This window comes from Pseudacidobacterium ailaaui (assembly GCF_000688455.1).
Lineage (GTDB): Bacteria > Acidobacteriota > Terriglobia > Terriglobales > Acidobacteriaceae > Pseudacidobacterium > Pseudacidobacterium ailaaui.
Genome location: NZ_JIAL01000001.1, coordinates 2,181,502 through 2,204,882 on the forward strand (window position 1 = coordinate 2,181,502; position 23,381 = coordinate 2,204,882).

Below are 23,381 nucleotides of genomic sequence, written 5' to 3' on the forward strand. Positions count from 1 at the left end.
AATATCCCTCTCATTTTTCCTGTTTGTACCCTCGCAAAAGCCTCTCTCTGCGCATCTAAATAACAAATTGGAGGGATTTGAGCATGAGTAGCAAGACTGCCCTGAAGGAAGTGCCTTCTACTGACAAAAAGACGGATCGCATCACACCCCACTGGCGCCAGTCCGCCAAGGAAGTGCAAAAGTTTGGTACGGTCATCCGTGATTTGCCGATTGGCATCAGTGAGGATGCGCGGCGAGAGATCACGGGCCGCCTCAATGTGCTTCTTGCAGACACTGCCAGTTTGCGCGACCTTTATAAAAAGGCGCACTGGCATGTAAGCGGGCCTACTTTCTATCAGCTTCATTTACTTTTTGATAAGCACTTTGAGCAGCAGGTAGAGCTGGTAGACCTTTTGGCCGAACGGATTCAGATTCTGGGCGGTGTCAGTATTGCAATGGCGCATGATATTGCCGAAACCACCCGGCTGGAGCGTCCTCCGAAGGGAAGAGAAGAGGTTCCGGTATTGATTTCACGGTTGTTGGAGGCCCATAAGATCATTCTGGAAGATGCCAGAAAACTGGCGGAAAAGGCCTCAGATCTTGGAGATGAAGGTACCAATGATTTGCTCATCAGCGACGTTGTGCGTACCAATGAGCTCCAGGTGTGGTTCTTAAGTGAGCACCTTGTGGAAATGCCTCTGGTGTTTGCAGACTGAATGTTGTCTGAGCGATTTCTTGGAGCTAGAGAGGTTCGTTAGCGGTAAATCATTGGGGTGCTATGCATCCATCCTCTATCAACAGATGCCGGTCTTCAGGCCGGCATCTGTTTTCTGACACACAAAATTTCCTGCGAATCCAAAGATACAGAATTGTCATGGAGAGTTCTCGCAGGTCTTGGATTCTCCTGCAACCAGATGGACCCAACGCTCAATTTCTGTGCTTTTTGGTTGGGGTTCCCTGACGGGAAGGGGTCCTCCGCTCGCCAGTGCGTGGGTCCTTTGGGCCATGAAATCAAGCATCTCTTGAAGGCCCTCTGATGCCTTGACGTAGGCTGCCATTTCTTCGTCGGTCCTTTCTGTGATTTGTTTGCGAGCATATTCCTGTAGGCTTGACGACGAAGCTTCCGCCGGGACCGCTGGAACAAGGCCAAATGGTTTCAAGGCGGGAAGCGCCAGGCTATCAAAACGGATCTGTTTGCGCCGCAAGAGCTCCAAGGCCAGGCTTTGTGCCAGCTCCATATAGGTTCGATTGATGGAATCATAAGCTGGCTTTTCCCGGGAAAACATTTCAGCCAGCGCTGCGAGGGTGGAATCCATGGCCTGGGCCATTTTTCTGGTATTTCGCTGCTGGATCCACTGGACCAGAAGATTGCCGGAATGCTGCAAAGCTTCAGGGGCAAAGCCGGTTCCCGGCAGTTGCTGAATTCCCGCCAGAGCGCTCCCTAGATTTGTAGCGGACTGGGCCACAGTTTCCTTTGTTTTGGGGCCCGCAAATTCAGCCAGGGTTTGGGAAAATTCGCTCAGAGATTCTGCCATCTCAGACCGCTTTTTTAATTCTTCCTGTATGGATTCAAGTTGCGTAAGGTCTTGCTGGGAAAGAGGCACGGCGAAAAATGCACTTTGCAGTCGTTCGAGTTCTGCTTGCTGTGCAACGGTTACAGTCAGGGCCATATAAAAATCCCGAAGCTCCTGCGCAGTCTGTGACATGTGCACAGCGACTTTGCGCGTGTTTTCCACAGACTGGCAGGAAAGCAGCAAGGGCAGCAGGAAAAGGGCGAATTTTCGGCGTCCTGACGCAGATTTTGGCAGAAATTGCGGCCAGATTTTTGTCATGAGGCATGATAGAGCAAACCGCTTCCAGTGGAATTGCGGCACATGTCTGGAGTGTGTTAATCTTTGATTCTGTACGACTCTTTCAGCAGACGCAGAAGTGTCTCACGAAATTGGAGTATGTGGCTGATCGGGCTGGCGTAGCTCAGCTGGTAGAGCATCTGATTTGTAATCAGAGGGTCGGGGGTTCAAATCCCTTCGCCAGCTCCAGGATCCCAGCCTCGTAAGGCGCGATTCCGCAGTCATTCCACCTGACAGCGTCCTGTTTCAGGCCGGAGCATGTTTCAGGCTTCGCTGAAGAGGGCTGGCGTCTGGATAAGGGCTGAGGGGATCGAAGGATGGATGCACAGGTGGCCGAGTGGTTAATGGCAGCAGACTGTAAATCTGCCGCTCCTTGGAGCTACGGAGGTTCGAATCCTCCCCTGTGCACCACGAAAGCTTAAGAGGGAAGCGGGTGTTGACCATGCGTGTGCAGGGGGCTCGGCGCAAAGCAGTAGCGCTCCTTGCTTTGGCGGTGCTCGCGGCCCTGGCATGGATGACGATGGGTCCCGGCAGGGTTCGGATGTTGGTTTTTGTCCTGCTGGGAGGCTTTGCTCTTCGCATTCTGTTGACCGCGCGTTCGGGATACGATGAAGAAGGGCAGTGTGAGTCGATGGATCATGGCGGAGTACGCGCTGGGTTGCGCGGCAAGGCCGGAGGGTGATAGCCCTCCAATCAAAGGGCTGATGTAGCTCAGTTGGTAGAGCACTCCCTTGGTAAGGGAGAGGTCACCGGTTCAATCCCGGTCATCAGCTCCATAAGTTTAGTTGTTCGCTTCTGGCCCTTGGCCTTTTGCCTGTATGCGGTCGCCTATGTTGGCGGCCCTTGCTGTGTGTTTTGCCGTGAACGGGCCGGAAGTGAACGGCAGGCAGCCAGAAGCTGCAGTAGGCGCGGGAGTAACTCAGTGGTAGAGTCACAGCCTTCCAAGCTGTTGGTCGCGGGTTCGATTCCCGTCTCCCGCTCCAGAAGTTGATAGACGGAGTACGCGACGGGCATGTTCGAACAGGCGGTCATTCCAGTTCAGGATGAGAAGAATTTTGCTGAGGTGGAGCGGGCGCTGGAAGAGGCCTTTGCTCCGGAAAATGTTGCGAAGTTTCTTCGTCAGTTGGAAAAGGCAAAACTGCGGGCGCGGCAGTTCGAAGCAATCCTGGCGCATGGGTTGCTGGGAGAGCAGACGCCGGCCCGGTATGGAGCGCTGGGGGATTCGGATCGAGGATTGATCCGAGAAAAGTATCTCGTAATGGTAGAGAAGGTGGCCCCGGAGCTGCGCGCAAAATTTCTGAAGGTGTACGCGTATTATTGAGGATTTTGTTACTGCTCCGGAACCTGCATCCTGCGGCTATATGGTGATGTGGGAGTTTCAGGTGCGTCCGGGATGCGAAGATGCTTTTTTGCAGGCCTATGCGCCGGACGGAATCTGGGCCAGGTTCTTCCGCAGGTCCCCGGAGTTTCTGGGGTTGGATTTAATGCGAAGCTCCCGGCATCCAGCGCGGTTTTTTACTCTGGATGCCTGGACTTCGGAGGCGGCATTTCGCAGCTTTTGCGAGGAAAACGGCGAAAGCTACGAAAGGTTGGACGTGAAATTGGCAGGATTGACGGAATGGGAGCGCCGCATTGGCGCATTCCCCTCCGAGTAAATTGAGGAGACTCGCAAGATGGCGAAGGAGAAATTTGACCGGTCGAAGCCGCACGTAAATGTAGGGACGATCGGGCACATTGATCATGGGAAGACGACGTTGACGGCGGCGATCACGAAGGTGTTGTCGAAGCACAACCCGAACATCAAGTTCCGCTCGTTTGACACGATTGACAATGCTCCTGAGGAGCGGGAGCGAGGGATCACGATTGCGACGGCGCACGTGGAATATGAGACGCCGAACCGGCACTATGCGCACGTGGACTGCCCTGGTCACGCGGACTACATCAAGAATATGATCACGGGTGCGGCGCAGATGGACGGTGCGATTCTGGTGGTGGCGGCGACCGACGGTCCGATGCCGCAGACCAAGGAGCACGTGCTGTTGGCGCGGCAGGTGGGTGTTCCGTACATTGTGGTGTTTCTGAACAAGTGCGATGCGGTAGAAGACCCGGAGCTGATTGATCTGGTGGAGATGGAAGTCCGGGAGCTGCTGAACAAGTACAACTTTCCTGGGGACGATGTACCGGTGATCCGTGGCTCGGCATTGGGTGCATTGAATGGGGAAGAGAAGTGGGAGAAGTCGATCGATGAGCTGATGGAGGCGGTGGACAAGAATGTGCCGCTGCCGCAGCGAGCGGTGGACCAGCCGTTTCTGATGCCGATAGAAGACATTTTTTCGATTTCTGGGCGTGGGACGGTAGTGACTGGAAGGATCGAGCGCGGGAAGGTGAAGGTAGGCGAGGAAGTGGAGATTGTGGGCTTCCGGGAGACGCGCAAGACGGTGGTGACGGGCGTAGAGATGTTCAAGAAGCAGCTGGATGAGGGGCTGGCTGGGGACAACGCTGGGTTGCTGCTGCGTGGCACGGCGAAGGACGAGGTGGAGCGAGGGATGGTGCTGGCCAAGCCGGGATCGATCACACCGCACACGAAGTTCAAGGCCGAGGTGTATGTGCTGTCGAAGGAAGAGGGAGGGCGGCACACGCCGTTCTTCAACGGGTATCGGCCGCAGTTTTACTTCCGGACGACGGACGTGACGGGGGTGGCGCATCTGCCAGCAGGGACCGAGATGGTGATGCCTGGGGACAATATCGCGCTGGAGATTGAGCTGATTACGCCGGTGGCGATGGAGAAGGGCCTGCGGTTTGCGATCCGTGAAGGTGGACGCACGGTCGGTGCCGGCACCATCACCGAGATCCTCCAGTAAATTTGCAAGCGAGCGGGCCGGCCGGTCAAGCGTTGCTGGCCCGCAAAAGCTGCGAAGGTGGAAAGGGCCGGGGACTTCAGTCCCCGGAACCGATGATCAGGAAAAGAGGGCCTTTGGCCCGAAGATTCTCGGAAGCACGTCTTTCGGTAATCAGTTAGGATAAAAAGATGCGTGAGATTGTGACATTGCAATGCAGCGAGTGCAAGGAGCGCAATTACTCGACGACGAAGAACAAGAAGACAACTACAGGGCGTCTTGAGTTCTCGAAGTTCTGTAAGCGTTGCCGCAAGCACACGCCGCATAAAGAAACGAAGTAAGGATAAGCGTCCAGGTGTGGGCGTCCAGAGGCGCAACCACGCATGGGCAAATCTAGCAGACAGGGGCGTAAGCTCAACGGTTAAACTGCCGGTCTCCAAAACCGGACTTGGGGGTTCGAATCCCTCCGCCCCTGCCAAATTGTGAACCAGAAAGATGCGGCATGGCCGCAGAGGTTGGGCGACATGCCCGTAGCGGAAAAGAAAAAGTCCATGGCAAAGGCAGCTGCATTGGCCACAAACGAGAGCGGCGAACCAAATCGCGTTGGGAATTATCTCACCCGGGCGACTGATTTTCTGAAAGACGTGCGCAATGAAATGCGCAAAGTGGTCACTCCTTCACGCTCTGAAGTACAATCCACGACAACCGTAGTGATTGTGACCGTGTTTGTCTTTGCCGCATACTTTTACGTGATTGATTCCATTTTTGGCAATGCCCTCAAGTGGCTGTTGCACTGGCTGGGTGGTACGCAATAAGCGGGTTGAAAGAAGGAACATGGCGGAAGAGATCCAAAACGAAGCTACCGGGGCGGGCACTCCCGGACAACTCGAGCCACCAGCCAACGAGCGTTTCAAGTGGTACATCATCCATGCGTACTCTGGTTTTGAGCGCAAGGTGAAAGAGTCCATCGAAAGCCGTGTCCAGGCTTTTGGCCTTCAGAACAAAATTGGCCGCGTGATGATCCCGACTGAGCCGGTCACCGAAATCATTAACGGGAAAAAGCGCACGGTCGAAAGGGTGTTTCTGCCAGGATATGTTCTGGTCGAGATGGACCTCGACAATGACCTGTGGCATGTCATTAAGAACACACCCCGTGTCACTGGCTTTCTCGGAACGGGCGATAGCCCCGTAGCGCTGAGTGAGGAAGAGGTCAGTTCCATTCTTTTCCGCACAGAAGTCGCCAAAGAAAAGCCGCGGCTTAAGGTCAAGTTTGAGAAAAATGAATCGGTCCGGATTACCGAGGGTCCATTTGCCAATTTCAATGGCGTTGTGGATGAGGTCAATGAAGACCGCGAAACCCTCAAGGTAATGGTCACCATCTTCGGCCGATCCACTCCGGTTGAACTTGAGTTCAACAAGGTGGAGAAAGTGGTTTAAGGCAGCTTTTAGCTTTTAGCTGTCAGCGGTTTGCTTTCAGCTTAAAAGTTGCCGGTGAAGTAAGCAGACACAGGAGCCTTCTACCTCCGGGATGCTCTGCAGCGAAATTCATGAATCGGACAAATGAGTTACTGGCAAAAGCCAGTAGCAGCCGTAGAAAGGTTTTTGAACAATGCCTCCAGCAACAGGAAAGAAAGTCCAGACACAAGTAAAGCTCCAGATTGAAGCCGGAAAAGCAACGCCTGCGCCTCCGGTAGGCCCGGCGCTGGGTCAGGCCCAGGTCAACATTATGGAGTTCTGCAAGCAGTTCAACGCCCGTACTCAGAACAAAGAGATGGCCGGTCTCATCATTCCGGTGGTCATCACCGTATATCAGGACCGCAGCTTCACGTTTGTCACCAAGACCCCTCCAGCCTCTGTGCTGCTTAAGAAGGCAGCCAATCTGGCCAAAGGGTCAGGCACCCCCAACAAGAACAAGGTGGGCAAGGTCACCGAGGCCCAGGTGCTTGAAATCGCAAAGCAGAAAATGCCTGACCTCAATGCTGCTTCGATTGAGGCAGCCGTGAAGAGTATCAAGGGGACGGCCCGTTCTATGGGGATTGAAGTCACGGCTTGACCCACATTCAATCGACAAAAAGCTCCTCTGGATGCAGAGGAGCTTTTCTTTTTAGGGGAAATATCGGCTTTTCTACACTGTGACGGCTTCGCTCTGGGCGACACGTTCTGCGTCGAGCACAGTTCCGATTGCATGAATCACGGATGCCACCCGGACAACCGCTAAAATCGTCTCTTCTGTCACGCCTTTCTCCCGCACAACCTTCTCGTGCGAATCGATGCACTTGCCGCAGCCATTGATGGCGGAAACGGCCAGTGACCAAAGCTCAAAGTCGTTGTGGTCCACTCCATGGGTCCGCATGACATTCATGCGCAGGCGGGCCGGCATGGTTGCGTACTTTTCATTCGACGTCAGATGCAGAAAGCGGTAGTAGATATTGTTCATTCCCATCACAGAAGCAGCGGCCTTCGCTGCTTCCAGGGCTTGCTGGGAGAGCTGCTTTGCGCCTTCGTCCAGGGAGGCCGCGGTCAGATCAGGATTTCGGGTGGCAATGGCGCTGGCCACCACTGTTCCCCAAAGCTGCTGCGGGGTCAGTTCTGTATTCTGGCGCACCAGGCTGGAGTAATTCAGTTTCAGATCTTTGGCATGACTGGGTAGGGAATCAATCAGAGAATCGAGTTGCATGAAGGAACCTCTCCTTGGCGCAGTGACAGATTATGGAAAAACGGCGGGGCCTGGGCCCCGCCTGAGATGGATGGACCGCCTGACCTAGACTGTCAAGGTTGCTTCGCCCTTCTGCCAGTTGCAGGGGCAGAGTTCATCGGTTTGCAGGGCATCAAGCACGCGCAGGACCTCCTGCGGATTGCGGCCTACGGAAAGATCGGTGACGTAGACGAAGCGGATGATGTTCTCAGGATCCACGATAAAGGTTGCGCGCTGTGCTACACCTGCCTCGGGATCGAGGATGCCAAGCTGTTCGCAAAGGTCGCGCTTAACATCGGCCAGCATGGGGAAAGGCAGGTCCTTGAGGTCTTCATGGTTATTGCGCCAGGCCAGGTGGACAAATTCCGAGTCCACGCTACCGCCCAGAATCTGTGCATCGCGGTCAGCAAATTCCTGGTTCAGCTTGCCAAAAGCGGCAATTTCCGTCGGACAGACGAAGGTGAAGTCCTTGGGCCAGAAGAAGTAGACCTTCCACTTGCCGGGATAACTTTCGTGAGTAATGGTTTCAAATGCATTGTTTTTGTCAGTACTGACCGTTGCCGTTACAGAAAAGGCAGGGAACTTCTCGCCTACACCAAGCATGGATGACTCCTTGAATAACAGGTTTGGTATGAATTGAAGAAAAACTTACGATATTTTTTGCTGGCAGGCAGCGCACAGACCGAGTACGTCTACGGCATAACGCTGCGCCAAAAATCCACCTGGAAGCGTTCCGGTCTTTTCGGAAAGTCCCAGATCGTCTGCGTCAATATCAAAGATGGCCTTGCAGGATGTGCAGACCAGATGATGATGCGGCTTGCTGTTGGTTTCCACGCGCAATGAGCCGTGATGCAGGCTCACTTCGCGAAAAATTCCACTCTCCAAAAAGAGATGAATGTTCTTGTAAACCGTTGCTAAGGAAATCGAAGGGATCCGGCGTTTCACACGCGCATAGACCTCTTCCGGGCTGGGATGCCCGTGCATACTCTTAAGGACTTCAAAGAGGACCTGCCGCTGATGCGTTACCGCAAGTCCAGCGCGTTCGCAGATATCTCTGAATTCCCTGCTTTCGACCGCATTCATCACTTTCTATTAAACGATAATAATTATCGTTTGTCAAAAACGTTGGTCCAGCAAAGGCCACAGGCGCGGCGCACGTGTCAGGGGGTCCTTCCCAACCGCTAACTTTGTTCTAAGGGTATGTCTTTCATGCTTTAGTTCGGCTTTTTACTTCGACCGAATCTTTCATCCACAGGACGCCGTCCCCGAAAGCCTGCATCCACGGTATGCCAGAAGTCGATGCGAGGCTCGCCCATCTTCCAGCAGAGAAGAACGACCTCATCGTTGAGAATGCAGGGAAAATCAAGCAGGCCGGTTTCAAGGTCTTTGACCTGCACGCCGATGGCTTGGATCTCGGCGACAGCGTCTTTGGCTCGGCGCACCAGGGTTTCTGCCTCAGCCCTTTGCCGGGTCACAGAAAGGATGTCCACCATCAGGCCCCCAGAGAGAAAAATCCGGTGGCGCAGCTGCTGCAGTTGCCCTTCGATCGCCTCTGCAGCCTTTTTGCTTTCGATCGCGCGCTTCAGCAGCGATTCAAGCAGGGGAAGCAACGACTGCGCCTCGTCCAGTGTGAACGTCTTCATACTTCCAGCATACGGTCCAGAGCTACGCGCGCCCAATGCTTTACTTCGCTGCGGACCCGGATCTGGTTGACGACACGGCCTTCCACCAGGTTTTCGAGTGCCCAGGCCAAGTGTTGCGGGCTAATCCGATACATGGTGGTGCAGAGGCAGCCGGTATCGTCAAGGGTTATGATTTTCTTTCCCTTTGGCGCAAACTCTCGGGCAAGACGGTTGACCAGATGAATCTCAGTGCCGATGGCAAACATGGTCCCCTCGGGTGCTTCGCTGACGAGCTGAATCAGGCGCTCGGTGGACCCCGTAGCATCAGCTTTCTGACAAACCTCCCAGCGACACTCCGGGTGCACAATCACCTGGATTCCGGGATATTTTGTGCGCACTTTGTCGACATGCTCTGGCAGAAAGCGCTGATGTACGGAGCAATGGCCCTTCCAGAGGATGATTCTGGCTTTGCGCAGATGGTCGAGGGTCAGACCGCCGTGAATCTGGTAGGGGTCCCATACGGCCATTTCCTGTAGCGGAATACCCATTGCAAAGGCGGTATTGCGTCCCAGGTGTTGATCAGGCAAAAACAGGATCTTGCCGGCACGCCCGAAGGCCCATTGAAAAGCGCGGGCCGCATTGGAGGAGGTGCAGACCAGCCCGCCGCGTTCCCCGCAAAATGCTTTGATGGCCGCCGTCGAATTCATGTATGTGAGGGGAAGGATCTCTTCCGGTTTGAGCCCGGCTGCCATCAAAGAGTCCCAGCAATCCTCGACCTGGCTGATTTCAGCCATGTCTGCCATGGAACAACCGGCGTTCAAATCGGGCAGGACGACCTGTTGGCCCTCGCGTCCAAGCACATCGGCGCTTTCAGCCATAAAGTGCACGCCGCAAAAGACGATATACTTGGCCGGGGTCTCGGCCGCAATTTTTGAGAGTTTATAAGAGTCGCCGGTGTAATCGGCAAATTGAATGACTTCATCGCGTTGGTAGTGATGGCCCAGCAAAACCGTGGTCTTTCCCAGTTTTCTGCGTGCCGCAGCGATGCGCCCGTCCATAGTATGGTCCGGCTGCGCCAGATAGTTTTCCAGAGAGCAAATTTCCTGCGCTGGTTCAGCAGGGGTCGTCAAAACTTCTTCCGCAAGTGTGCTCAATTCCTTTTCCGCCTTCAGTCCGGTTGTCCGGACGGGGATGTTGAAAGCCATACAGATTGCAGTGGATTCGCTACGGCAGGCCGTCCAACCCACGGGGATGTTGCAATCCTGTGATCTCGTATCTATTGATGTGCCTTTTACAGAAACGTCACAAAAGTCATGCCGCTTCTGAGGCTGAATCAATACAATTATTTTAATACAGTTGAAATATTTGTTCTGGAAGCGTCTTTCTCGAGCGATAGAAGGCAGGTGAGGAGTCCAGTGAAAGGGGGCCGGGGTCCGGAGATCCTCGCTTGGTCGTCCATAAAACGCGAGTGCGGGGCCCCAGGCCCTGGAAGTTGCGGTCTCTTATTTGTGGGCAGTCCCTGGAGATGAGTATCATAAGAGGCATCGAATGCACTTTGGCGACTCCATCTTCATTTTCCTGCTGGCATTGGTCCTGTTCGGTCCCAAAAAGCTGCCTGAGATTGGCCGGCAGATCGGCAAACTTCTGGCCGAGTTTCGCCGCGCCAGCAACGAATTCAAGATGCAGATCGATGAAGAGTTGCGGGCGATGGAGCATGAAGAGCGCCAGAAGCAACTGGAGAAGGCCGCCGAAGAAGCGAGAAAAAAACAGCTTCCTGAAGAGCAGGAAAAGACGCTGACGATTCTGCCTCCATCGAGCGGAGTAACCGTGACCGCCGAGTCTCCCTATGTCAATATGCCGAAGTCCGAAATTGCCGCAGAGTATCTGGAGGCACTGGCCAAAGAAGAGCAGACACAGCAGGCAGCGGCTTTAAACGGCGACAACCCACAGACATCCCAGGAAAGCGAGCAGGCCCCAATCCACCATGGCTGATCTAGTGGACCGCGCACGGGCCGCGGTATCGGAACGCGCAGAACTTCCCGGCATGACCCTCCTCGAACACCTGGAGGAATTGCGAAAACGGATTATCCGGGCAGCGATTTATCTCGTCCTCGGATTTTTTGTGGCTTACGGGCTCCACGAGAGAATTTATGGCTACATGGAAAAGCCCATCATTTTTGCTTTGCAGCGGCACCATCTGCCGACGCAATTGAATTATCACAACCCGATTGATGGCTTTAACCTGTACCTGAAAATCAGCTTTATGGCTGGGTGCATTCTGGCTTCGCCATTTGTGCTTTATGAGGTGTGGAAGTTCATCTCGCCTGGACTTTATCAGCATGAAAAGCGCTATGTAACACCTTTCATGATCTCTACCGTTGGCCTCTTTCTGGCTGGCGCTTATTTTGGCTACCACTGGGTCTTTCCTGGATCGCTTGATTTTCTCTTTACCTTCAATAAAGATTTCAATCCGCTGATTGAGATCAATGAATATACTGACCTCTTTCTGACGGTCATTCTTGGTCTGGGAATCACGTTTGAACTGCCGATTCTGGTGATGTTTCTCGCGCTTTTCGGGATCGTGAATGCAAAGTTTCTGCTCAAGAACATTCGCTACGCAGTTCTGATTATCTTCATCATTGCGGCCATCATCACACCTACTCCAGACGTGTTGACAATGTGTGTCTTTGCCACACCGATGCTGGTTTTGTATCTGATTAGTATCGGTGTTGCTTATATGGTCCATCCCGCCCGCCGCAAACGAAAGGCCGGAGCGGCATGATGGCAAGGCGGAGGTGGGAGAAAAAGGCAGCGCGCTGCTTCATAATTTTGGGTCTGCTTTTGCTCGACCTTTCCGCCAGTCATGCTCGGACTGAGGAAGGCGCATTCAATGGGCTCCGTGCACTGGAATATACGCGTCAGTTTGTTTCCATCGGGCCCCGCTGGGTGGGCAGTCCTGGACATGCGAGGGCAGAGGCGTTTCTGAAGCACCAGTTTGCAAAAGACAATCTTGAGTCAGATTCGTTTATTTCCAATACTCCGGTCGGCCCCCAGCAGATGACGAATTACATCGTCCGGTTTCCCGGGAAAAAAGATGGTGTGATTGTTCTGGCTTCACATTATGAGACGAACTATCCGCTGCGGAATATCCATTATGTTGGTGCCAATGATGGCGGGTCTTCAACCGGACTGCTTCTTGAATTAGCAAACCATCTTCGTGGTCACGCGCGGGAGGGATACAGCGTGTGGCTGGTTTTTCTGGATGGCGAAGAGGCCTTCCGGCAGTGGTCAGACACAGACAGTACCTATGGCAGCAGGCATCTGGCCGCAAAATGGCAGAACGATGGTACTCTCAAGCGCATCAAAGCATTCATTGTGCTTGACATGATTGGCGACAAGGACCTGAATATCCAACGGGATTCCAATTCCACAGGATGGCTGCTGGACATCATCCAGCGTGCAGCCGCCAAATATGGGGACCAGTCATATTTCTTTGAAGAGCGAACGAGTGACTTAGATGACCACATTCCATTTGTTCGTCGCGGTGTTCCTTCCGCCGATGTGATTGATCTCGACTATGGATACCAGAACTCCTTTTGGCACACGGAGCAGGACACGATGGACAAAATCAGCGCGAAGAGCCTTTCCATTGTAGGGAACACCATGCTGGAAACGATCCGGCTTCTGGACCAGCATTGATGATTGCCGGGGCAACTCTTTCCTACTGGATCTGGTTCCATGTGCTTGTGGCCGTACTGTTGTTTGTAGATCTGGCCATACTACATCGCGGACAGCATTCCCTGCGGCTCCGTGCGGCATGGGGTTGGACCATTTTTCTGGCAACACTGGCCTGCGGCTTTGCGATTTTTCTTTCCAAGACCCAAGGCCATCAGCATGGACTGGAATTTTTCTCCGGATACCTGATTGAAGGCTCGCTCAGCATTGACAATCTTTTTGTCTTTCTCATGCTGTTCCGGGCGCTGCGGCTGGATGCAGAAGAGCAGCACCGGGTGCTTTTGTGGGGAGTGTTGGGCGCCATTCTGATGCGGGCCTTGTTTATCGCCGTCGGCGTGTCGCTGCTGAACCGGTTTGCCTGGATCCATTATGTCTTTGGCGCATTTCTGCTGTATGCCGCCATCCGCCTGATGCGTGAAAAGCCAGAGAAAGAATCCAGCCCAGGCGTTCTGACGTGGCTCCAACGTCGGAACCTGCGAGGCATTACAGACCGCGGCGATCAAGGCGTCCAGTTGAAGATGCCTGCGCTTCTATTCGTGATTCTGGCCATAGAAGCAACCGATCTGATCTTTGCGCTTGATTCCATCCCGGCAGTTCTGGCGATTACCCGCGATCCTTTTATTGTGTATACATCGAATATTTTTGCAATCCTTGGATTGCGATCGCTGTATTACGTCCTTGCCGGGCTTCTCAGTAAACTTCGTCTTCTGCATTATGGCCTTGCAGTTGTGCTGGCATTTGTGTCGCTGAAGATGCTTCTTGCTGAGTGGATTGAGGTCCCTGTGACAATCTCGCTTGCTGTCATTCTGTTTGTCCTTGCCGTGTTTGCTGTTGCCAGCAAGCTGGTCTCCACAAAGAAGTCCGCTGATGTCTGAAGGACCGGTGCGGCTGCCGGTACTGTGCCCTCCAGCAGCGCGGCCTGTCGATTGCAAAAGTTTCAGTAAGAGGACTTGATGTTATAGGTCAGTCCCATGATGAACTGGAAAGAATTTCGTTTTGTCGGCGGAATCGTTGCAGGCGGATCGTTCAGATAGGAATCGGTTGTTCCCAGGGTGAAACTGAGATTCTTGTAAGTTGGAAAACTAAGAGTGTCCGTTTCCGTCACAGAATAAGCGTGCAGGTCGTTCCAGCCCGGGATATAGAGAAGCTGTTGATTCCATACCATGCCTTTTGGCAGTTTTCGGTTGTAATTCGCGCCGAACGTAGAGGCAATCAAATTGATTTCTGCCTGCGCCGGAGGCACGACATTGAAGAAGGCCTGCCTCTCGTATTGCGCTGTCGCCTTCAGGTCCAGTTGTTGTTTGGCATCTTTGATTGGCGTCCAGCCGAAGCCGCCACCATAGATCTGTTGCAGCTCCAGGCTCTGGCTGTAGTTGTGGTCGAAGGAGACCATGCCCAGGGCGTATACTCTTGGCGAAAAATATTCATCGCGTTCCGCATCGACATGCAAAATTGAGTTTTTCGTATAAGAAGACGGAACTAGTGTCCCATCTGCTGCACGATACGCAGGCTGGGTAATTTTCCCATAGGACTGTGCATAGTTGATCGCGGTGCGGTTGCTTGGATCCAGCCAGCTCAACGTAGGGACGACGCGAACTAGGTTTAGGGCGCCGGAAAAAGTGTACTGGTTCTGCGTAGCAGAGACGATGGTTGTGCCCGCCGTAGCTCCGCCATTCCATCCCTGCAGGAAGCCCGGGTGACCACGAAATTGTTTGTCAAAGGTGGTTTGATCCACTACAACCTGCACGTTCTTGACTGGAATGGGGGGAATGGTTGCGGTAGCAGATTGCACGATAATCTGCTGATTTTCAACCGATGCGGTCCCGATAGGAAAATTCGGCGGCAGATGGTGGTCCTTGATCCTGACGCCCTTTTCGAGGACCACGACATTTTGTGCCGTATGCAGCTCCTTGATCTTGTCCCATCCGATATTGATGTCGCCAAGAATGTCTGAGTGGAAGACGACCGTATCACCGAGTGCACGCACAAATTTTCCAGACAACTGGTCGCCGTTCGTGAAGACAACAATATCGGCTTGTTTTGACTGCCCGTATAACAAGCGGCCATCCAAGCAGCCGAAAAAGAACACGGCGAAGACCGCCCATGTCAAAGGCCGGCTTTTCCAGGAGAGCAAAGACAGCATACTGGAACCTCATTTCTAAGAGTTTTTACACCGTTCTTACAAGGAGTTACGAACAGACACAAGTCTCAGCAACACGGGAGACAGGGCAGGAAAGTACAGCAGATGGTTCTACAAAAATCATATCGTGTTGCTGCAGACTCTGGTATGACACATTTGGCACCTTTCCGGATGAGAAAGGCAGACCATCTAAAATAGAGAAGGACACGACTCACAGACTAGGTTGCGGGACGCCGTAAAGCAAAACAATTAAGGATACGATGACACGAAACGAGGCCCTCGATTTTTTTCTCTCCAGCGACCTGATTGGCCTGGGTATTGATGCAGACGAAGCGCGCAGAAGGGTCCATCCCGAGAACGTGGTGACCTATTTTCTGGAAGAGGACGGGGCAGCCCCTCTGCAAAAGCTTCCTGAAAATGGCGGAATCTGTATCCGGTCTGGACTGGATGAAGAGCTGCTTCACAGTCTTCGCAGGGTCTGTAGTTCCCTGACCCTACGCGCTTCTGCATCTGAGGTCCTTTCTTATGCAAAGCGTCATCGTCTGGATCTCAATGAAGCCCTGGTTCGGCTTTCCGATGCCGGGCTGGATTCGATTACTGACGAAGACCTGCCTGCAGACGAATGGCTGCGCTTACACCGTGCAGCGCATGGGGCCGGAATGAAGACCGTAGCATCGTATGTCTTCGGAGCCGGTGAACCTTTGGAAGCGCGGGTGGACTTTCTTGATACAGTCCGCCGGATCCAGGAAGAGACGGGGGGATTTGTGGCCCTGGCACCCATCAGTTATGCGCCAGTCCGGCAACTGGATGCTCCCACGGGGGTGGAGTATCTGAAGATGATAGCCATTGCACGGCTGTATCTGCCTGAGATTGAGCATATTCAGGCGAGCTCCATTTCGCAGGGCCCCAAAATGGTGCAACTGGCTTTGCGGTTTGGCGCAGACGATGCCGGTGTTGTGCCTCCTGGCATCACTGAGCAAGACCTGCGTCGCATGATACGAGATGCAGGATTCCGGCCAGTGCAAAGGGACCTCTTGTATCGAATGGTGATGTTAGGTTAGTTTTTCCGTGTCTCGTAGAATATCCATGAAACGATAGTGGAGACAAAGCACTGCTGACCCCGACTGCAATCCCTGTTCTGCTGGGCCAACTGAACCAGCACAGCCTGGCACATTATTTGCGCTCGCATTATGCCGACCGCACATTTGAGCACCTATACCGCTGGAACTGGTTCGACACCATGCTGCTGGTTCCGTATTTTGCGGTGATGATTGTGCTGGCCTTCTACGGATTGCATCGCTACCAGCTCGTCTATCTGTATTACAAGCACCGCAAGAATGCGGCCAAGGATCCGCCGAAGCGATTTGCACAGCTTCCGCGAGTCACCATCCAGCTGCCGATTTTTAACGAGCAGTTTGTGATTGACAGGCTGATTGACGCCTGCTGTAAGCTCGACTACCCTCAGGAGCTTCTTGAAATTCAGGTTCTCGATGATTCTACGGACGAAACCAAAGAAGTAGCCAGAAACCTGGTGGAACAATACAGGCAAGCGGGGAACCCTATCGTTTACATCCATCGTGAGGACCGCCAGGGGTTTAAGGCGGGGGCCCTGGACCATGGCATGAAAACTGCCACCGGTGAGTTTATTGCCATTTTTGACGCGGATTTTGTCCCTCCTCATGACTGGCTCATGAATGTCATCCATCATTTTGCGGAGCCGGATGTGGGCATGGTCCAAACGCGATGGACACATCTCAATCGCGATTACAGCTTTCTCACTCAGGTGGAGGCCATTCTGCTGGATGGACACTTTGTACTCGAACATGGCGGGCGGTCCCGGGCACAGGTGTTCTTCAATTTCAATGGAACGGCAGGGATGTGGCGCCGCAAGGCAATTGAAGAGGCCGGCGGCTGGCAGCATGACACGCTTACGGAAGATACGGACCTCAGTTATCGGGCGCAATTGAAGGGGTGGCGCTTCAAATATCTCCAGCATGTAGAGTGTCCGGCGGAGGTGCCTATCGAGATGACGGCCTTTAAGACGCAGCAGGCTCGCTGGGCCAAGGGGTTGATCCAGACTTCAAAAAAGATTCTGCCGCGGGTCTTTCAGAGTGAGGCGCCGTTTCATACCAAGCTGGAGGCATGGTATCACCTGACGGCCAATATCAGTTATCCGTTGATGGTGGTGCTTTCCACTCTTCTGATGCCAGCCATGATCATCCGCTTTTATCAGGGATGGTTCCAGATGTTGCTGATTGACGTGCCGCTCTTTATGGCGTCAACGTTTTCGATTTCGTCCTTCTATTTGGTGTCGCAGAAGGAACTCTTCCCACGCACCTGGTTCAAGACATTTCTTTATCTGCCTTTTCTGATGGCGCTGGGGATTGGACTCACCGTGACCAATACAGTTGCTGTGATGGAGGCATTGCTGGGAATCCAGAGTGCGTTCAAACGCACTCCGAAATACCGGGTACAAAGACGCGGTGAGAAGTCGAAGGCAGCAAAATATCGGAAAAGGCTGGGCATCGTTCCCTGGATCGAGCTGCTGATCGGATGTTATTTCGCTATGACGATCTGGTATGCCATCAGCAATGAAAACTACTTTACTGTGCCTTTTCTTTTCATTTTTGTGATGGGCTACTGGTATACCGGCCTGCTTTCTTTGTTACAAGGGCGTTTTGAACGTCTGCGGGGCGGAGCCGGGCTGGAGGAGTCATCGCCGAAACCATTTCCCGTGGGTGTGTAGCGTTTAGGAAGCAGGCACCAGGCTGGCCGGCAACTCAAATGGATGAATGTTACCGGGGCCTGCAATGCGGGCCTTCATTAAGGCGCTCTCTGCTTCACGAAAGACAACCAGCGGCAGTCTTCCCCGACTATTGGCGATACCAATGCTGACAGTCGCTGGGATCACATCGCGATGAATGTGGTAGGGTTTCGACAAGACAGACTGCTGTAAACGCCGCGCCAGAGCTATGGCCTGCTCGGTCGTGCATCCTGGAAGCCCGATGAGGAAATCATCGCTTCCGCAACGGCCAAGCACATCATAGCTGCGCATATAACGTTTCAGGCGTTGCGTTAGTTCTTTCAGAATTGCATCACCGGCGGCATAACCATATTGATGGTTGATTTCTGAAAATCCATCCAGGTCAAGAAGCATGACGCAAAGCGGTGTGCGTAGCCGCTGCGCCCGGTCTGTTTCCTGAAAAAGTTGCCGCATGGTTGCTTCGCGATTCAACAATCCAGTCAGAGGATCGTGAGAAACACGGAAATGCAGGGAATTGGTCTGCTCCTGCATCTCACGATAAAAATGCTGTACTCGTTCCGCAGTCCGGACACGGACCAGAAGGTCGACTTCGTTCACCGGCTTCAGCAGAAAATCATCCACGCAGGCATTCATGGCCAAGGTGACCACTTCATGGTCAGGAGCATGACTCAGGAGCATCATCCATGCGTGGTAGGGACGCGTACGCCGCTTAATTTCCGCTATGACTTCGATTCCCTTCATCGCAGGAAGATTGTTGTCCAGAATGGCGATTGTAGGGGCATCAGGCGCGAGCAGACGCCGAAAGCATTCAGCGCCGTCCTCAATCATTTCCACCGTGTATTTCCAGTTCGTAAGCATCCCGGCGAGGTGGCCGGCGGCTTCCTTGTCTGGTTCAGCCAATAAGATGGTGGGGCGGATTGGAGATGGGTCTTGCATGCAAGCGCCTTCGTTTACAGCTCCATATCGGACAAATCTCACTCCCCCGTAAACCTGTTCCAGTAAGATGCAGAATCTGTCGAACAAAAGGCGAAACTTGGGCTGGGAGAAAATTTTTCCCTGAATTTCTGAAAAAATGCGCAAAAATTTACACAATCAGCCAACGGGATCGCCCAAATTTTGCATCCCTATTACAGCAAGGATTCCAAAAAAGTTGAAGATATTCTGGGCTGAAAGAATCGCTTCTCGTTTTCCTGGAACTCATCGCGCGAAAGCGTAATGTCTTAACCCATAAACGCTGGAGTCAGTCATGCTTCCCGCCATCACCACTACGCATGCCGTTCCGCAAAGGCTTCTGTCTGCCCGCGTTGATCGTTCGCGCACACTCATGGTTTTCTGCCATCACTGTTGCCAGGTGCTTGGCTGCGCGGAGGCGCCAGGGGACCGGGAACGCCTACGAGCTGCTCACATCTGCAAAGAAAAGCTGATCGACCAGCAACCGGCCGCAGCGCTGCCTTTTAGCTAAAGCTGGGCTGGAAACAGCCCCTCCATACAACTAATAGTCGACGTGCATCCGTATCGAAGGCACCCAAACCGGGCCGCGGTCCCGGTTATATCCGGGATTGTCAATGTGGGTCAGACCCAGCGCAAAATAGAGGCCGCGCCAGGTGTGCCAGTTGTAGTAGCTTTCCACAATATTTTCACGGCCATAATGGAGCCTTCCATCGCCTAACAGGAAGCCGAGGCCACCATATTTCAGGTAGTTCTGGTGGTCCCGTTTGATGGCGTTGGAGACAAAGGCCACTCCGATCTTGTCTACAGGACGGCCCCAACGGACCCCCTGAAGATCGCCGCCAAAAGAAACGGTTTGGCCTACTTCTGTATAGGCAAACGATTCATGCTGGTCTTCATTCCATCCAAAGCGGCTAAAGATGCGGAAGTCTTCTGTGATTTCCTGTTCATTGTTCCAGCCAAAGCCATATTTCACCGCTCCGAAGTGTTCATGTTTCGTGATTTCCGGTGAGGGATCTTCGCCATTCAGATAAGCCTGGACGGCCTCTCGGTAATTGCCCATATGCGCATGGTTTACATAGCTCAGGATGCGCGTTACTCCTTTGCGTCCAGGAATGAAGGAGTGGCGGAGCTCAACCTCCATGTTCTGACCGCTGGCGCGAGAGAAGGCCCAGTCCAGGTCAATACCATTGGCGACAACAGGCATGGCCGCGATTCCATAACGTGCGCTCCAGTTGCGGTCGTCGTATTCGGCGACTGCCGCAACGGTATAGCCTCGCGTATCGGCGGCATAGTCCCATGCCCCATTGTTATCTATGGTCCAGTTCGTAAACTGAAGGTGGCTGTCGCTCCCGACAGAGTTGATGTCAAAGACATCGGGCAAACTCAGTTTGCCGATGCGGAACTCGAACCGGCGCACTGGGACCTGCGTGGCCAGTGAAAAAGGTCCGCGGTCGGCCTCGGTGGTTTCCCGGCTAAGGCCAATTGTCTGATGAATTTCACCGCGTGCGAGATATGGTTTGGAGCTCAGGTTCGGGTTGCGGACAACGTCCAGGTTGGTAAATCCGGCAAGTCCCAGGGCCTCGCTGAGTCCACGTCCTCCGGCGCTCTCGAAGTCTACGATGAAGTCCGTGTTATAGCGGACATGCTGATGGGGCTGATATCCCAAAAAGAGCGTCCCCAGCAGGGAGGTCTTGTACTCGCCTGCTCCATGGAGACTGTTTGGGCCTTGATAAGGCGAGTGAAAAGGCGGGTGGGCCTGAAAAATGATATTGGTTTGGCCTGAGATCCACCATGGTGCAGTGTTGCTATGAGGAAACATCGTGATCTCAGGAGCATCTGGAATCTGGCGTTCTTCTGGAGACACCCCCGCTTCGCTCGACGGGCTGCGTTGCGAAAACAGGTCGATTGCGATTCCCCGCTGCTGCTGGGGGACAGGAGCGGCAGGAAGCGTGGACGAAGTCTGTGCGCCCGCATACGGCGGACACAAAATCAGGAAAAAAATAAAAAATTCTTTGCGCAAAAAAGTCTCCAGGTGTGAAAGCCAGCGGACCTTACACTTCCATCCGATCTTTCACCACAAAGATTGCACTTGTGTTACAGCGATCGAAGGGCCAGGCACAGGACGGGCCCAGGCTCGTCCTGCTCCTGGGAAAACTCAAACGCGCAGAGGTCTGTGTCCATCCAGACACAGGCCAGAGGCTGCGCGGGATTCCCTGTCTCAATCCAGATACATGACAACATGCTGTTCTGGGTATTCAGAATCATCGCATCCTCCTTTCCTCGGCGTGTTTCCGGGAACACCGGAGAATGCCTCCCGCGGTCACGCCGGGCAGTTGTTTGTACTTCGGTCCGTCATCATTTGAATTCGGGGACGTTCCCTCCGCAGAGGGTTTGTCCTCTCTTTTATAACATATCCCCCTATGGTATAGAGCGCAAAAAAAAAGAGGACCTCATGTCCTCGCAGCACGTTGAAGTTTAGGGTCGGGCTATTTTTGCATTGCAGGGCCGCCCGGCGGAGCGTGTTCTGCCGTCTTGGGAACAAAGGGCGCAGGCATGGTATTGCCGCGATGACAGGTCCCGCAAGTTACAGTCTTCATTTCCGGAGTCGCGTCGGGATCGTTAATGGTAGACAGGTATTTCTGATTAATGGTCTGTGTCATGGCAATCATCGTCCGGGCGATGGCCTTGTCCGGTTTGGCGTCCGAGGCAAAATCTGGCCGATGGGTCTGCTCGTTGACTTCATGACAGAAGCTGCAATGCACTCCAAGCGCCTGCGAGTAGCTGCCCATCAACTTCATCAATTCTTCGGGCGATATGTCTTTGGGAAGTACCTGGAGGTTGGTCGGTTTCGGCATGGACATGTGGGGGCGGGGCTGTGCGGGCATCTCTTGAGCAGCCAGGGAAATGCTGAGCAGGAACATCGTGGCGGTGACGGCGAAAGCGCACTTCATCGAGGTCTCCATAAGCCTTATGGCAGGTGAGCAAGGTGTCCGTGAAAAGGAACCCCACCCTTGTGTTCAGACCAAGGTCTGCTGCCCAAGTATACGGACGAACGGGAGAAAAGTTTAGAACTTTCGTGAAATGTATGGATTGCCCGGGATAAGGAAGCGTGCCAGGCGGTCCTTGGCATGGCGGATTCCGACACGGGGCGTCACCATGAGTTCCTCCGGTTGATATCCGTCATCCTCAATTCTGAGGTCAGAGGACGTGCTGGTTACATCCACTCCGTTGTGGGAGGACCGGGTAATGTCCAGCGCCTGACAGAGGCGTCCCGGGCCTGAGGCGAGAAGCCGGGATTTCGCCACAGAGGGAAGATGGCGCAGTTTGGCCATGATTTCCGTTCCGTCCAGAGGCTCAAGTGCGCGGATAAGGACACACCCGGCCTGCCCTTCTGGCTCACAGGAAACATTCAGGCAATAGTACATTCCATAGATGAAGTAGACATAAGCCACTCCTGGCAGGCCAAAAAGGACAGCATTTCGTGACGTACGTCCGGCCGAGGCGTGGGCGGCCGGATCATCCAGCCCAAAATAGGCCTCCGTTTCCACGATACGTCCAGAAAGCCTTTGTCCCTGGTAGTCGCGGACGAGGACCTTTCCCAGAAGGTTTTTGGCAGTCACTTCTGGCGAATGCTCATAGAAGGACCGCGGGAGAAGAGAGACAACCTTATTGGTGGCTGACATATCCGACTAAAGAAGTTGAGGAGAGGAAGAATGCATCGCTTGAAAAAGATTGTTACACGGACAGCGGTCGTTTGGACGATGGCCATTTTGGCGGTGACGGCCTATAGTCAGGAAACCGCGGCCTCAGGCCAGATTCCCTCAGGTACGAAGCTGACTGTGCGCACGACTACCGAGCTCAGCTCGGCAACAGCAGAGGCGGGCCAGACCTGGAGTGGCACGCTGGTCAATGAAATCCGGTCAGGAAATAAGGTTCTTGCTCCAGCCGGTTCGAGTGTGAGCGGAACCATTCTCGAAGCAAAATCATCCGGGCGGTTGCATAAACCCGGGATTCTGTCTCTGCAGGTTACCTCAGTCAACGGCATTCCCGTAAATACGGACACGTTGACTCGCGATGGTGAGGGACATACCAAAAGCAATGTAGCCAAGATTGGCGGAGGTGCTGCCGCTGGGGCCATTCTAGGCGGGCTGATTGGTGGTGGCAAGGGAGCGGCCATCGGTACCTTAGCCGGGGCCGGCGCAGGCACTGCAGGTGCGGCGGCCACAGGCAAGCGAGAAGCAAAGATCACCGCCGAAACGGCCCTGACGTTCACAGTGCAATGACGAAAGAGGAAAGAAGACGAGGTGTGAAGGCGGCCATGGACCGCCTTCTTTATTTTTGGATGCTTTTCAGGGTCTCCAACACCTCTTCGGCATGACCTTCAGGTTTGACCTTCGGAAAGACCTTGAGCAGCGTGCGGTCCGGGCCAATCAAAAAAGTCGTCCGTTCAATTCCTTTTACTTTCTTCCCGTACATGTTCTTTTCTTTAAGAACACCAAACAGATTGCAGACTTTTTCGTCTACATCAGCAAGAAGGGGGTAGGGTAAATCATATTTTGCCTTGAATTTGGCCTGGGCCTTCGGCGTATCGCGTGAGATGCCGAGCACGACTGCGCCGGCCTTCTGGATTTTTTTAAAGACATCGCGAAAGCCACAGGCCTCAATCGTACAGCCTGGTGTATCGGCGCGTGGATAAAAAAACAATACGACCGGAGTTCCGGCGTAATCTGAAAGGTGGATGGTTTTCTCCTGGTCATCCAGGAGAGCAAAATCAGGAACTATGTCGTTGACTTCCATAGGTCAGTCCT

General features: G+C 53.6%; 29 protein-coding genes and 5 tRNA genes. 21 read left to right on the forward strand and 13 right to left on the reverse strand.

Translation table 11 applies throughout. The annotated features are described in order from the left end of the window. Nucleotides 1-83: 83 nt before the first annotated feature. Nucleotides 84-695 (forward strand): Dps family protein, encoded by a 612-nt coding sequence (locus N655_RS0109695; RefSeq protein ID WP_026442833.1) that lies wholly within the window; start codon nt 84-86, stop codon nt 693-695. Nucleotides 696-851: 156 nt separating this feature from the next. Here N655_RS0109695 and N655_RS0109700 read toward each other — a convergent pair whose 3' ends face one another. Further along, on the reverse strand, nt 852-1,685 hold the full coding sequence (locus N655_RS0109700; RefSeq protein WP_238324631.1) for a hypothetical protein: 834 nt from the start codon (nt 1,683-1,685) through the stop codon (nt 852-854). A 257-nt stretch (nt 1,686-1,942) separates the two neighbouring features. On the opposite strand from N655_RS0109700, the gene N655_RS0109705 reads away from it, so the two are divergent. The 13 genes from N655_RS0109705 (at nt 1,943) to rplK (ending at nt 6,719) form a co-directional block, all read left to right on the forward strand. Next, a tRNA-Thr gene (locus tag N655_RS0109705) sits at nt 1,943-2,018 on the forward strand. A gap of 134 nt (nt 2,019-2,152) precedes the next feature. Then, nucleotides 2,153-2,240: transfer RNA gene (locus tag N655_RS0109710), tRNA-Tyr, on the forward strand. Between the two features lie 31 nt (nt 2,241-2,271). Next, entirely contained in the window at nt 2,272-2,511 is a 240-nt protein-coding gene (locus N655_RS18255) for a hypothetical protein (RefSeq protein ID WP_044934376.1), read from the forward strand. An 18-nt stretch (nt 2,512-2,529) separates the two neighbouring features. Next, nucleotides 2,530-2,605 (forward strand) — tRNA-Thr (locus N655_RS0109720). A 132-nt stretch (nt 2,606-2,737) separates the two neighbouring features. Beyond that, nucleotides 2,738-2,812: transfer RNA gene (locus tag N655_RS0109725), tRNA-Gly, on the forward strand. 29 nt (nt 2,813-2,841) lie between these two features. Next, nucleotides 2,842-3,150 carry a hypothetical protein gene (locus N655_RS0109730; RefSeq protein ID WP_026442835.1) on the forward strand — a complete coding sequence of 103 codons (309 nt, stop codon included), beginning with the start codon at nt 2,842-2,844 and terminating at the stop codon, nt 3,148-3,150. A 46-nt stretch (nt 3,151-3,196) separates the two neighbouring features. Next, nucleotides 3,197-3,484: a putative quinol monooxygenase gene (locus N655_RS0109735; protein ID WP_026442836.1), complete on the forward strand. Its 288-nt coding sequence runs from the start codon at nt 3,197-3,199 to the stop codon at nt 3,482-3,484. Nucleotides 3,485-3,502: 18 nt separating this feature from the next. Next, complete coding sequence (gene tuf / locus N655_RS0109740) at nt 3,503-4,690, forward strand: elongation factor Tu (RefSeq protein WP_026442721.1); 1,188 nt, start codon at nt 3,503-3,505, stop codon at nt 4,688-4,690. A 167-nt stretch (nt 4,691-4,857) separates the two neighbouring features. Next, nucleotides 4,858-5,007, forward strand: coding sequence for a 50S ribosomal protein L33 (rpmG, locus tag N655_RS20305; protein ID WP_081823663.1), 150 nt, complete (start codon nt 4,858-4,860; stop codon nt 5,005-5,007). A 61-nt stretch (nt 5,008-5,068) separates the two neighbouring features. Beyond that, nucleotides 5,069-5,144, forward strand: a tRNA-Trp gene (locus N655_RS0109745). Between the two features lie 73 nt (nt 5,145-5,217). After that, nucleotides 5,218-5,481 carry a preprotein translocase subunit SecE gene (secE, locus tag N655_RS20310; protein ID WP_026442837.1) on the forward strand — a complete coding sequence of 88 codons (264 nt, stop codon included), beginning with the start codon at nt 5,218-5,220 and terminating at the stop codon, nt 5,479-5,481. A gap of 19 nt (nt 5,482-5,500) precedes the next feature. Next, a complete protein-coding gene (nusG, locus tag N655_RS0109755) occupies nt 5,501-6,103 on the forward strand; it encodes a transcription termination/antitermination protein NusG (RefSeq protein ID WP_026442838.1) in 603 nt (200 codons plus the stop codon). Between the two features lie 172 nt (nt 6,104-6,275). Continuing rightward, nucleotides 6,276-6,719: a 50S ribosomal protein L11 gene (gene rplK, locus N655_RS0109760; protein WP_026442839.1), complete on the forward strand. Its 444-nt coding sequence runs from the start codon at nt 6,276-6,278 to the stop codon at nt 6,717-6,719. A gap of 72 nt (nt 6,720-6,791) precedes the next feature. Here rplK and ahpD read toward each other — a convergent pair whose 3' ends face one another. From ahpD to nadA, 5 genes are all read right to left on the reverse strand, one after another. Continuing rightward, nucleotides 6,792-7,343 (reverse strand): alkylhydroperoxidase, AhpD family, encoded by a 552-nt coding sequence (gene ahpD / locus N655_RS0109765; RefSeq protein WP_026442840.1) that lies wholly within the window; start codon nt 7,341-7,343, stop codon nt 6,792-6,794. 84 nt (nt 7,344-7,427) lie between these two features. Then, a complete protein-coding gene (locus tag N655_RS0109770; protein ID WP_026442841.1) occupies nt 7,428-7,964 on the reverse strand; it encodes a peroxiredoxin in 537 nt (178 codons plus the stop codon). A gap of 45 nt (nt 7,965-8,009) precedes the next feature. After that, nucleotides 8,010-8,444: a Fur family transcriptional regulator gene (locus N655_RS0109775; RefSeq protein WP_026442842.1), complete on the reverse strand. Its 435-nt coding sequence runs from the start codon at nt 8,442-8,444 to the stop codon at nt 8,010-8,012. Between the two features lie 131 nt (nt 8,445-8,575). Continuing rightward, nucleotides 8,576-9,004 carry a DUF2203 domain-containing protein gene (locus N655_RS0109780; RefSeq protein WP_026442843.1) on the reverse strand — a complete coding sequence of 143 codons (429 nt, stop codon included), beginning with the start codon at nt 9,002-9,004 and terminating at the stop codon, nt 8,576-8,578. Further along, nucleotides 9,001-10,188, reverse strand: a complete 1,188-nt coding sequence (gene nadA / locus N655_RS0109785) for a quinolinate synthase NadA (protein ID WP_081823664.1) — start codon at nt 10,186-10,188, stop codon at nt 9,001-9,003. The genes N655_RS0109780 and nadA overlap by 4 nt, the downstream gene beginning before the upstream one ends. Before the next feature lie 343 nt (nt 10,189-10,531). Between nadA and N655_RS21040 the strand changes: the two genes are divergently transcribed. The 4 genes from N655_RS21040 to N655_RS0109805 are packed head-to-tail and all read left to right on the forward strand — an operon-like array spanning nt 10,532 to nt 13,593. After that, on the forward strand, nt 10,532-10,975 hold the full coding sequence (locus N655_RS21040) for a Sec-independent protein translocase subunit TatA/TatB (RefSeq protein WP_049961360.1): 444 nt from the start codon (nt 10,532-10,534) through the stop codon (nt 10,973-10,975). After that, complete coding sequence (tatC, locus tag N655_RS0109795) at nt 10,968-11,765, forward strand: twin-arginine translocase subunit TatC (RefSeq protein WP_026442845.1); 798 nt, start codon at nt 10,968-10,970, stop codon at nt 11,763-11,765. The genes N655_RS21040 and tatC overlap by 8 nt, the downstream gene beginning before the upstream one ends. 47 nt (nt 11,766-11,812) lie before the next feature. Further along, entirely contained in the window at nt 11,813-12,682 is an 870-nt protein-coding gene (locus tag N655_RS0109800) for a M28 family peptidase (protein ID WP_238324633.1), read from the forward strand. Then, nucleotides 12,682-13,593: a TerC/Alx family metal homeostasis membrane protein gene (locus tag N655_RS0109805; protein WP_049961361.1), complete on the forward strand. Its 912-nt coding sequence runs from the start codon at nt 12,682-12,684 to the stop codon at nt 13,591-13,593. Before N655_RS0109800 ends, N655_RS0109805 begins: the two co-directional genes overlap by 1 nt. Nucleotides 13,594-13,655: 62 nt before the next feature. On the opposite strand, the gene N655_RS18265 is transcribed toward N655_RS0109805, so the two are convergent. After that, complete coding sequence (locus tag N655_RS18265; protein ID WP_049961362.1) at nt 13,656-14,861, reverse strand: DUF481 domain-containing protein; 1,206 nt, start codon at nt 14,859-14,861, stop codon at nt 13,656-13,658. 257 nt (nt 14,862-15,118) lie between these two features. On the opposite strand from N655_RS18265, the gene N655_RS0109815 reads away from it, so the two are divergent. Both N655_RS0109815 and N655_RS0109820 read left to right on the forward strand, forming a co-directional pair. Continuing rightward, nucleotides 15,119-15,919 (forward strand): hypothetical protein, encoded by an 801-nt coding sequence (locus N655_RS0109815; protein WP_026442848.1) that lies wholly within the window; start codon nt 15,119-15,121, stop codon nt 15,917-15,919. A gap of 116 nt (nt 15,920-16,035) precedes the next feature. Next, nucleotides 16,036-17,604 carry a cellulose synthase family protein gene (locus tag N655_RS0109820; protein WP_238324642.1) on the forward strand — a complete coding sequence of 523 codons (1,569 nt, stop codon included), beginning with the start codon at nt 16,036-16,038 and terminating at the stop codon, nt 17,602-17,604. Between the two features lie 3 nt (nt 17,605-17,607). Here the strand turns inward: N655_RS0109820 and N655_RS0109825 are convergent, their stop codons facing one another. From N655_RS0109825 to N655_RS0109850, 5 genes are all read right to left on the reverse strand, one after another. Next, complete coding sequence (locus N655_RS0109825) at nt 17,608-18,558, reverse strand: GGDEF domain-containing response regulator (protein ID WP_155987558.1); 951 nt, start codon at nt 18,556-18,558, stop codon at nt 17,608-17,610. Between the two features lie 556 nt (nt 18,559-19,114). After that, entirely contained in the window at nt 19,115-20,593 is a 1,479-nt protein-coding gene (locus N655_RS18270; protein ID WP_349509476.1) for a carbohydrate porin, read from the reverse strand. Nucleotides 20,594-20,667: 74 nt separating this feature from the next. Next, the gene (locus N655_RS20555; protein ID WP_155987559.1) at nt 20,668-20,838 is read right to left on the reverse strand and encodes a hypothetical protein; all 171 of its coding nucleotides are present in this window, start codon (nt 20,836-20,838) and stop codon (nt 20,668-20,670) included. A gap of 221 nt (nt 20,839-21,059) precedes the next feature. Continuing rightward, the gene (locus N655_RS18275) at nt 21,060-21,524 is read right to left on the reverse strand and encodes a c-type cytochrome (RefSeq protein WP_049961363.1); all 465 of its coding nucleotides are present in this window, start codon (nt 21,522-21,524) and stop codon (nt 21,060-21,062) included. 114 nt (nt 21,525-21,638) lie between these two features. Then, entirely contained in the window at nt 21,639-22,256 is a 618-nt protein-coding gene (locus N655_RS0109850; RefSeq protein ID WP_026442852.1) for a DNA-3-methyladenine glycosylase, read from the reverse strand. A 30-nt stretch (nt 22,257-22,286) separates the two neighbouring features. Here N655_RS0109850 and N655_RS20760 point away from each other — a divergent pair, with 30 nt between their 5' ends. Continuing rightward, entirely contained in the window at nt 22,287-22,856 is a 570-nt protein-coding gene (locus tag N655_RS20760) for a hypothetical protein (RefSeq protein WP_026442853.1), read from the forward strand. A gap of 49 nt (nt 22,857-22,905) precedes the next feature. Here the strand turns inward: N655_RS20760 and bcp are convergent, their stop codons facing one another. Then, nucleotides 22,906-23,370 carry a thioredoxin-dependent thiol peroxidase gene (gene bcp / locus N655_RS0109860; protein WP_026442854.1) on the reverse strand — a complete coding sequence of 155 codons (465 nt, stop codon included), beginning with the start codon at nt 23,368-23,370 and terminating at the stop codon, nt 22,906-22,908. Nucleotides 23,371-23,381: the final 11 nt, after the last annotated feature.

Coding starts and splice junctions, on each gene's coding strand:
- bcp (WP_026442854.1), bottom strand. CDS start 23,370: ATGGAAGTCAACGACATAGTTCCTGATTTTGCTCTCCTGGATGACCAG.
- N655_RS0109815 (WP_026442848.1), top strand. CDS start 15,119: ATGACACGAAACGAGGCCCTCGATTTTTTTCTCTCCAGCGACCTGATT.
- rpmG (WP_081823663.1), top strand. CDS start 4,858: ATGCGTGAGATTGTGACATTGCAATGCAGCGAGTGCAAGGAGCGCAAT.
- nusG (WP_026442838.1), top strand. CDS start 5,501: ATGGCGGAAGAGATCCAAAACGAAGCTACCGGGGCGGGCACTCCCGGA.
- N655_RS0109735 (WP_026442836.1), top strand. CDS start 3,197: ATGTGGGAGTTTCAGGTGCGTCCGGGATGCGAAGATGCTTTTTTGCAG.
- tatC (WP_026442845.1), top strand. CDS start 10,968: ATGGCTGATCTAGTGGACCGCGCACGGGCCGCGGTATCGGAACGCGCA.
- N655_RS20555 (WP_155987559.1), bottom strand. CDS start 20,838: ATGATTCTGAATACCCAGAACAGCATGTTGTCATGTATCTGGATTGAG.
- tuf (WP_026442721.1), top strand. CDS start 3,503: ATGGCGAAGGAGAAATTTGACCGGTCGAAGCCGCACGTAAATGTAGGG.
- N655_RS0109700 (WP_238324631.1), bottom strand. CDS start 1,685: ATGTCACAGACTGCGCAGGAGCTTCGGGATTTTTATATGGCCCTGACT.
- N655_RS0109780 (WP_026442843.1), bottom strand. CDS start 9,004: ATGAAGACGTTCACACTGGACGAGGCGCAGTCGTTGCTTCCCCTGCTT.
- N655_RS18275 (WP_049961363.1), bottom strand. CDS start 21,524: ATGAAGTGCGCTTTCGCCGTCACCGCCACGATGTTCCTGCTCAGCATT.
- N655_RS18265 (WP_049961362.1), bottom strand. CDS start 14,861: ATGCTGTCTTTGCTCTCCTGGAAAAGCCGGCCTTTGACATGGGCGGTC.
- nadA (WP_081823664.1), bottom strand. CDS start 10,188: ATGGCTTTCAACATCCCCGTCCGGACAACCGGACTGAAGGCGGAAAAG.
- N655_RS0109775 (WP_026442842.1), bottom strand. CDS start 8,444: ATGAATGCGGTCGAAAGCAGGGAATTCAGAGATATCTGCGAACGCGCT.
- N655_RS18255 (WP_044934376.1), top strand. CDS start 2,272: ATGCGTGTGCAGGGGGCTCGGCGCAAAGCAGTAGCGCTCCTTGCTTTG.
- N655_RS0109730 (WP_026442835.1), top strand. CDS start 2,842: ATGTTCGAACAGGCGGTCATTCCAGTTCAGGATGAGAAGAATTTTGCT.
- ahpD (WP_026442840.1), bottom strand. CDS start 7,343: ATGCAACTCGATTCTCTGATTGATTCCCTACCCAGTCATGCCAAAGAT.
- N655_RS0109695 (WP_026442833.1), top strand. CDS start 84: ATGAGTAGCAAGACTGCCCTGAAGGAAGTGCCTTCTACTGACAAAAAG.
- N655_RS0109805 (WP_049961361.1), top strand. CDS start 12,682: ATGATTGCCGGGGCAACTCTTTCCTACTGGATCTGGTTCCATGTGCTT.
- secE (WP_026442837.1), top strand. CDS start 5,218: ATGGCAAAGGCAGCTGCATTGGCCACAAACGAGAGCGGCGAACCAAAT.
- N655_RS20760 (WP_026442853.1), top strand. CDS start 22,287: ATGCATCGCTTGAAAAAGATTGTTACACGGACAGCGGTCGTTTGGACG.
- rplK (WP_026442839.1), top strand. CDS start 6,276: ATGCCTCCAGCAACAGGAAAGAAAGTCCAGACACAAGTAAAGCTCCAG.
- N655_RS0109850 (WP_026442852.1), bottom strand. CDS start 22,256: ATGTCAGCCACCAATAAGGTTGTCTCTCTTCTCCCGCGGTCCTTCTAT.
- N655_RS0109770 (WP_026442841.1), bottom strand. CDS start 7,964: ATGCTTGGTGTAGGCGAGAAGTTCCCTGCCTTTTCTGTAACGGCAACG.
- N655_RS21040 (WP_049961360.1), top strand. CDS start 10,532: ATGCACTTTGGCGACTCCATCTTCATTTTCCTGCTGGCATTGGTCCTG.
- N655_RS0109825 (WP_155987558.1), bottom strand. CDS start 18,558: ATGCAAGACCCATCTCCAATCCGCCCCACCATCTTATTGGCTGAACCA.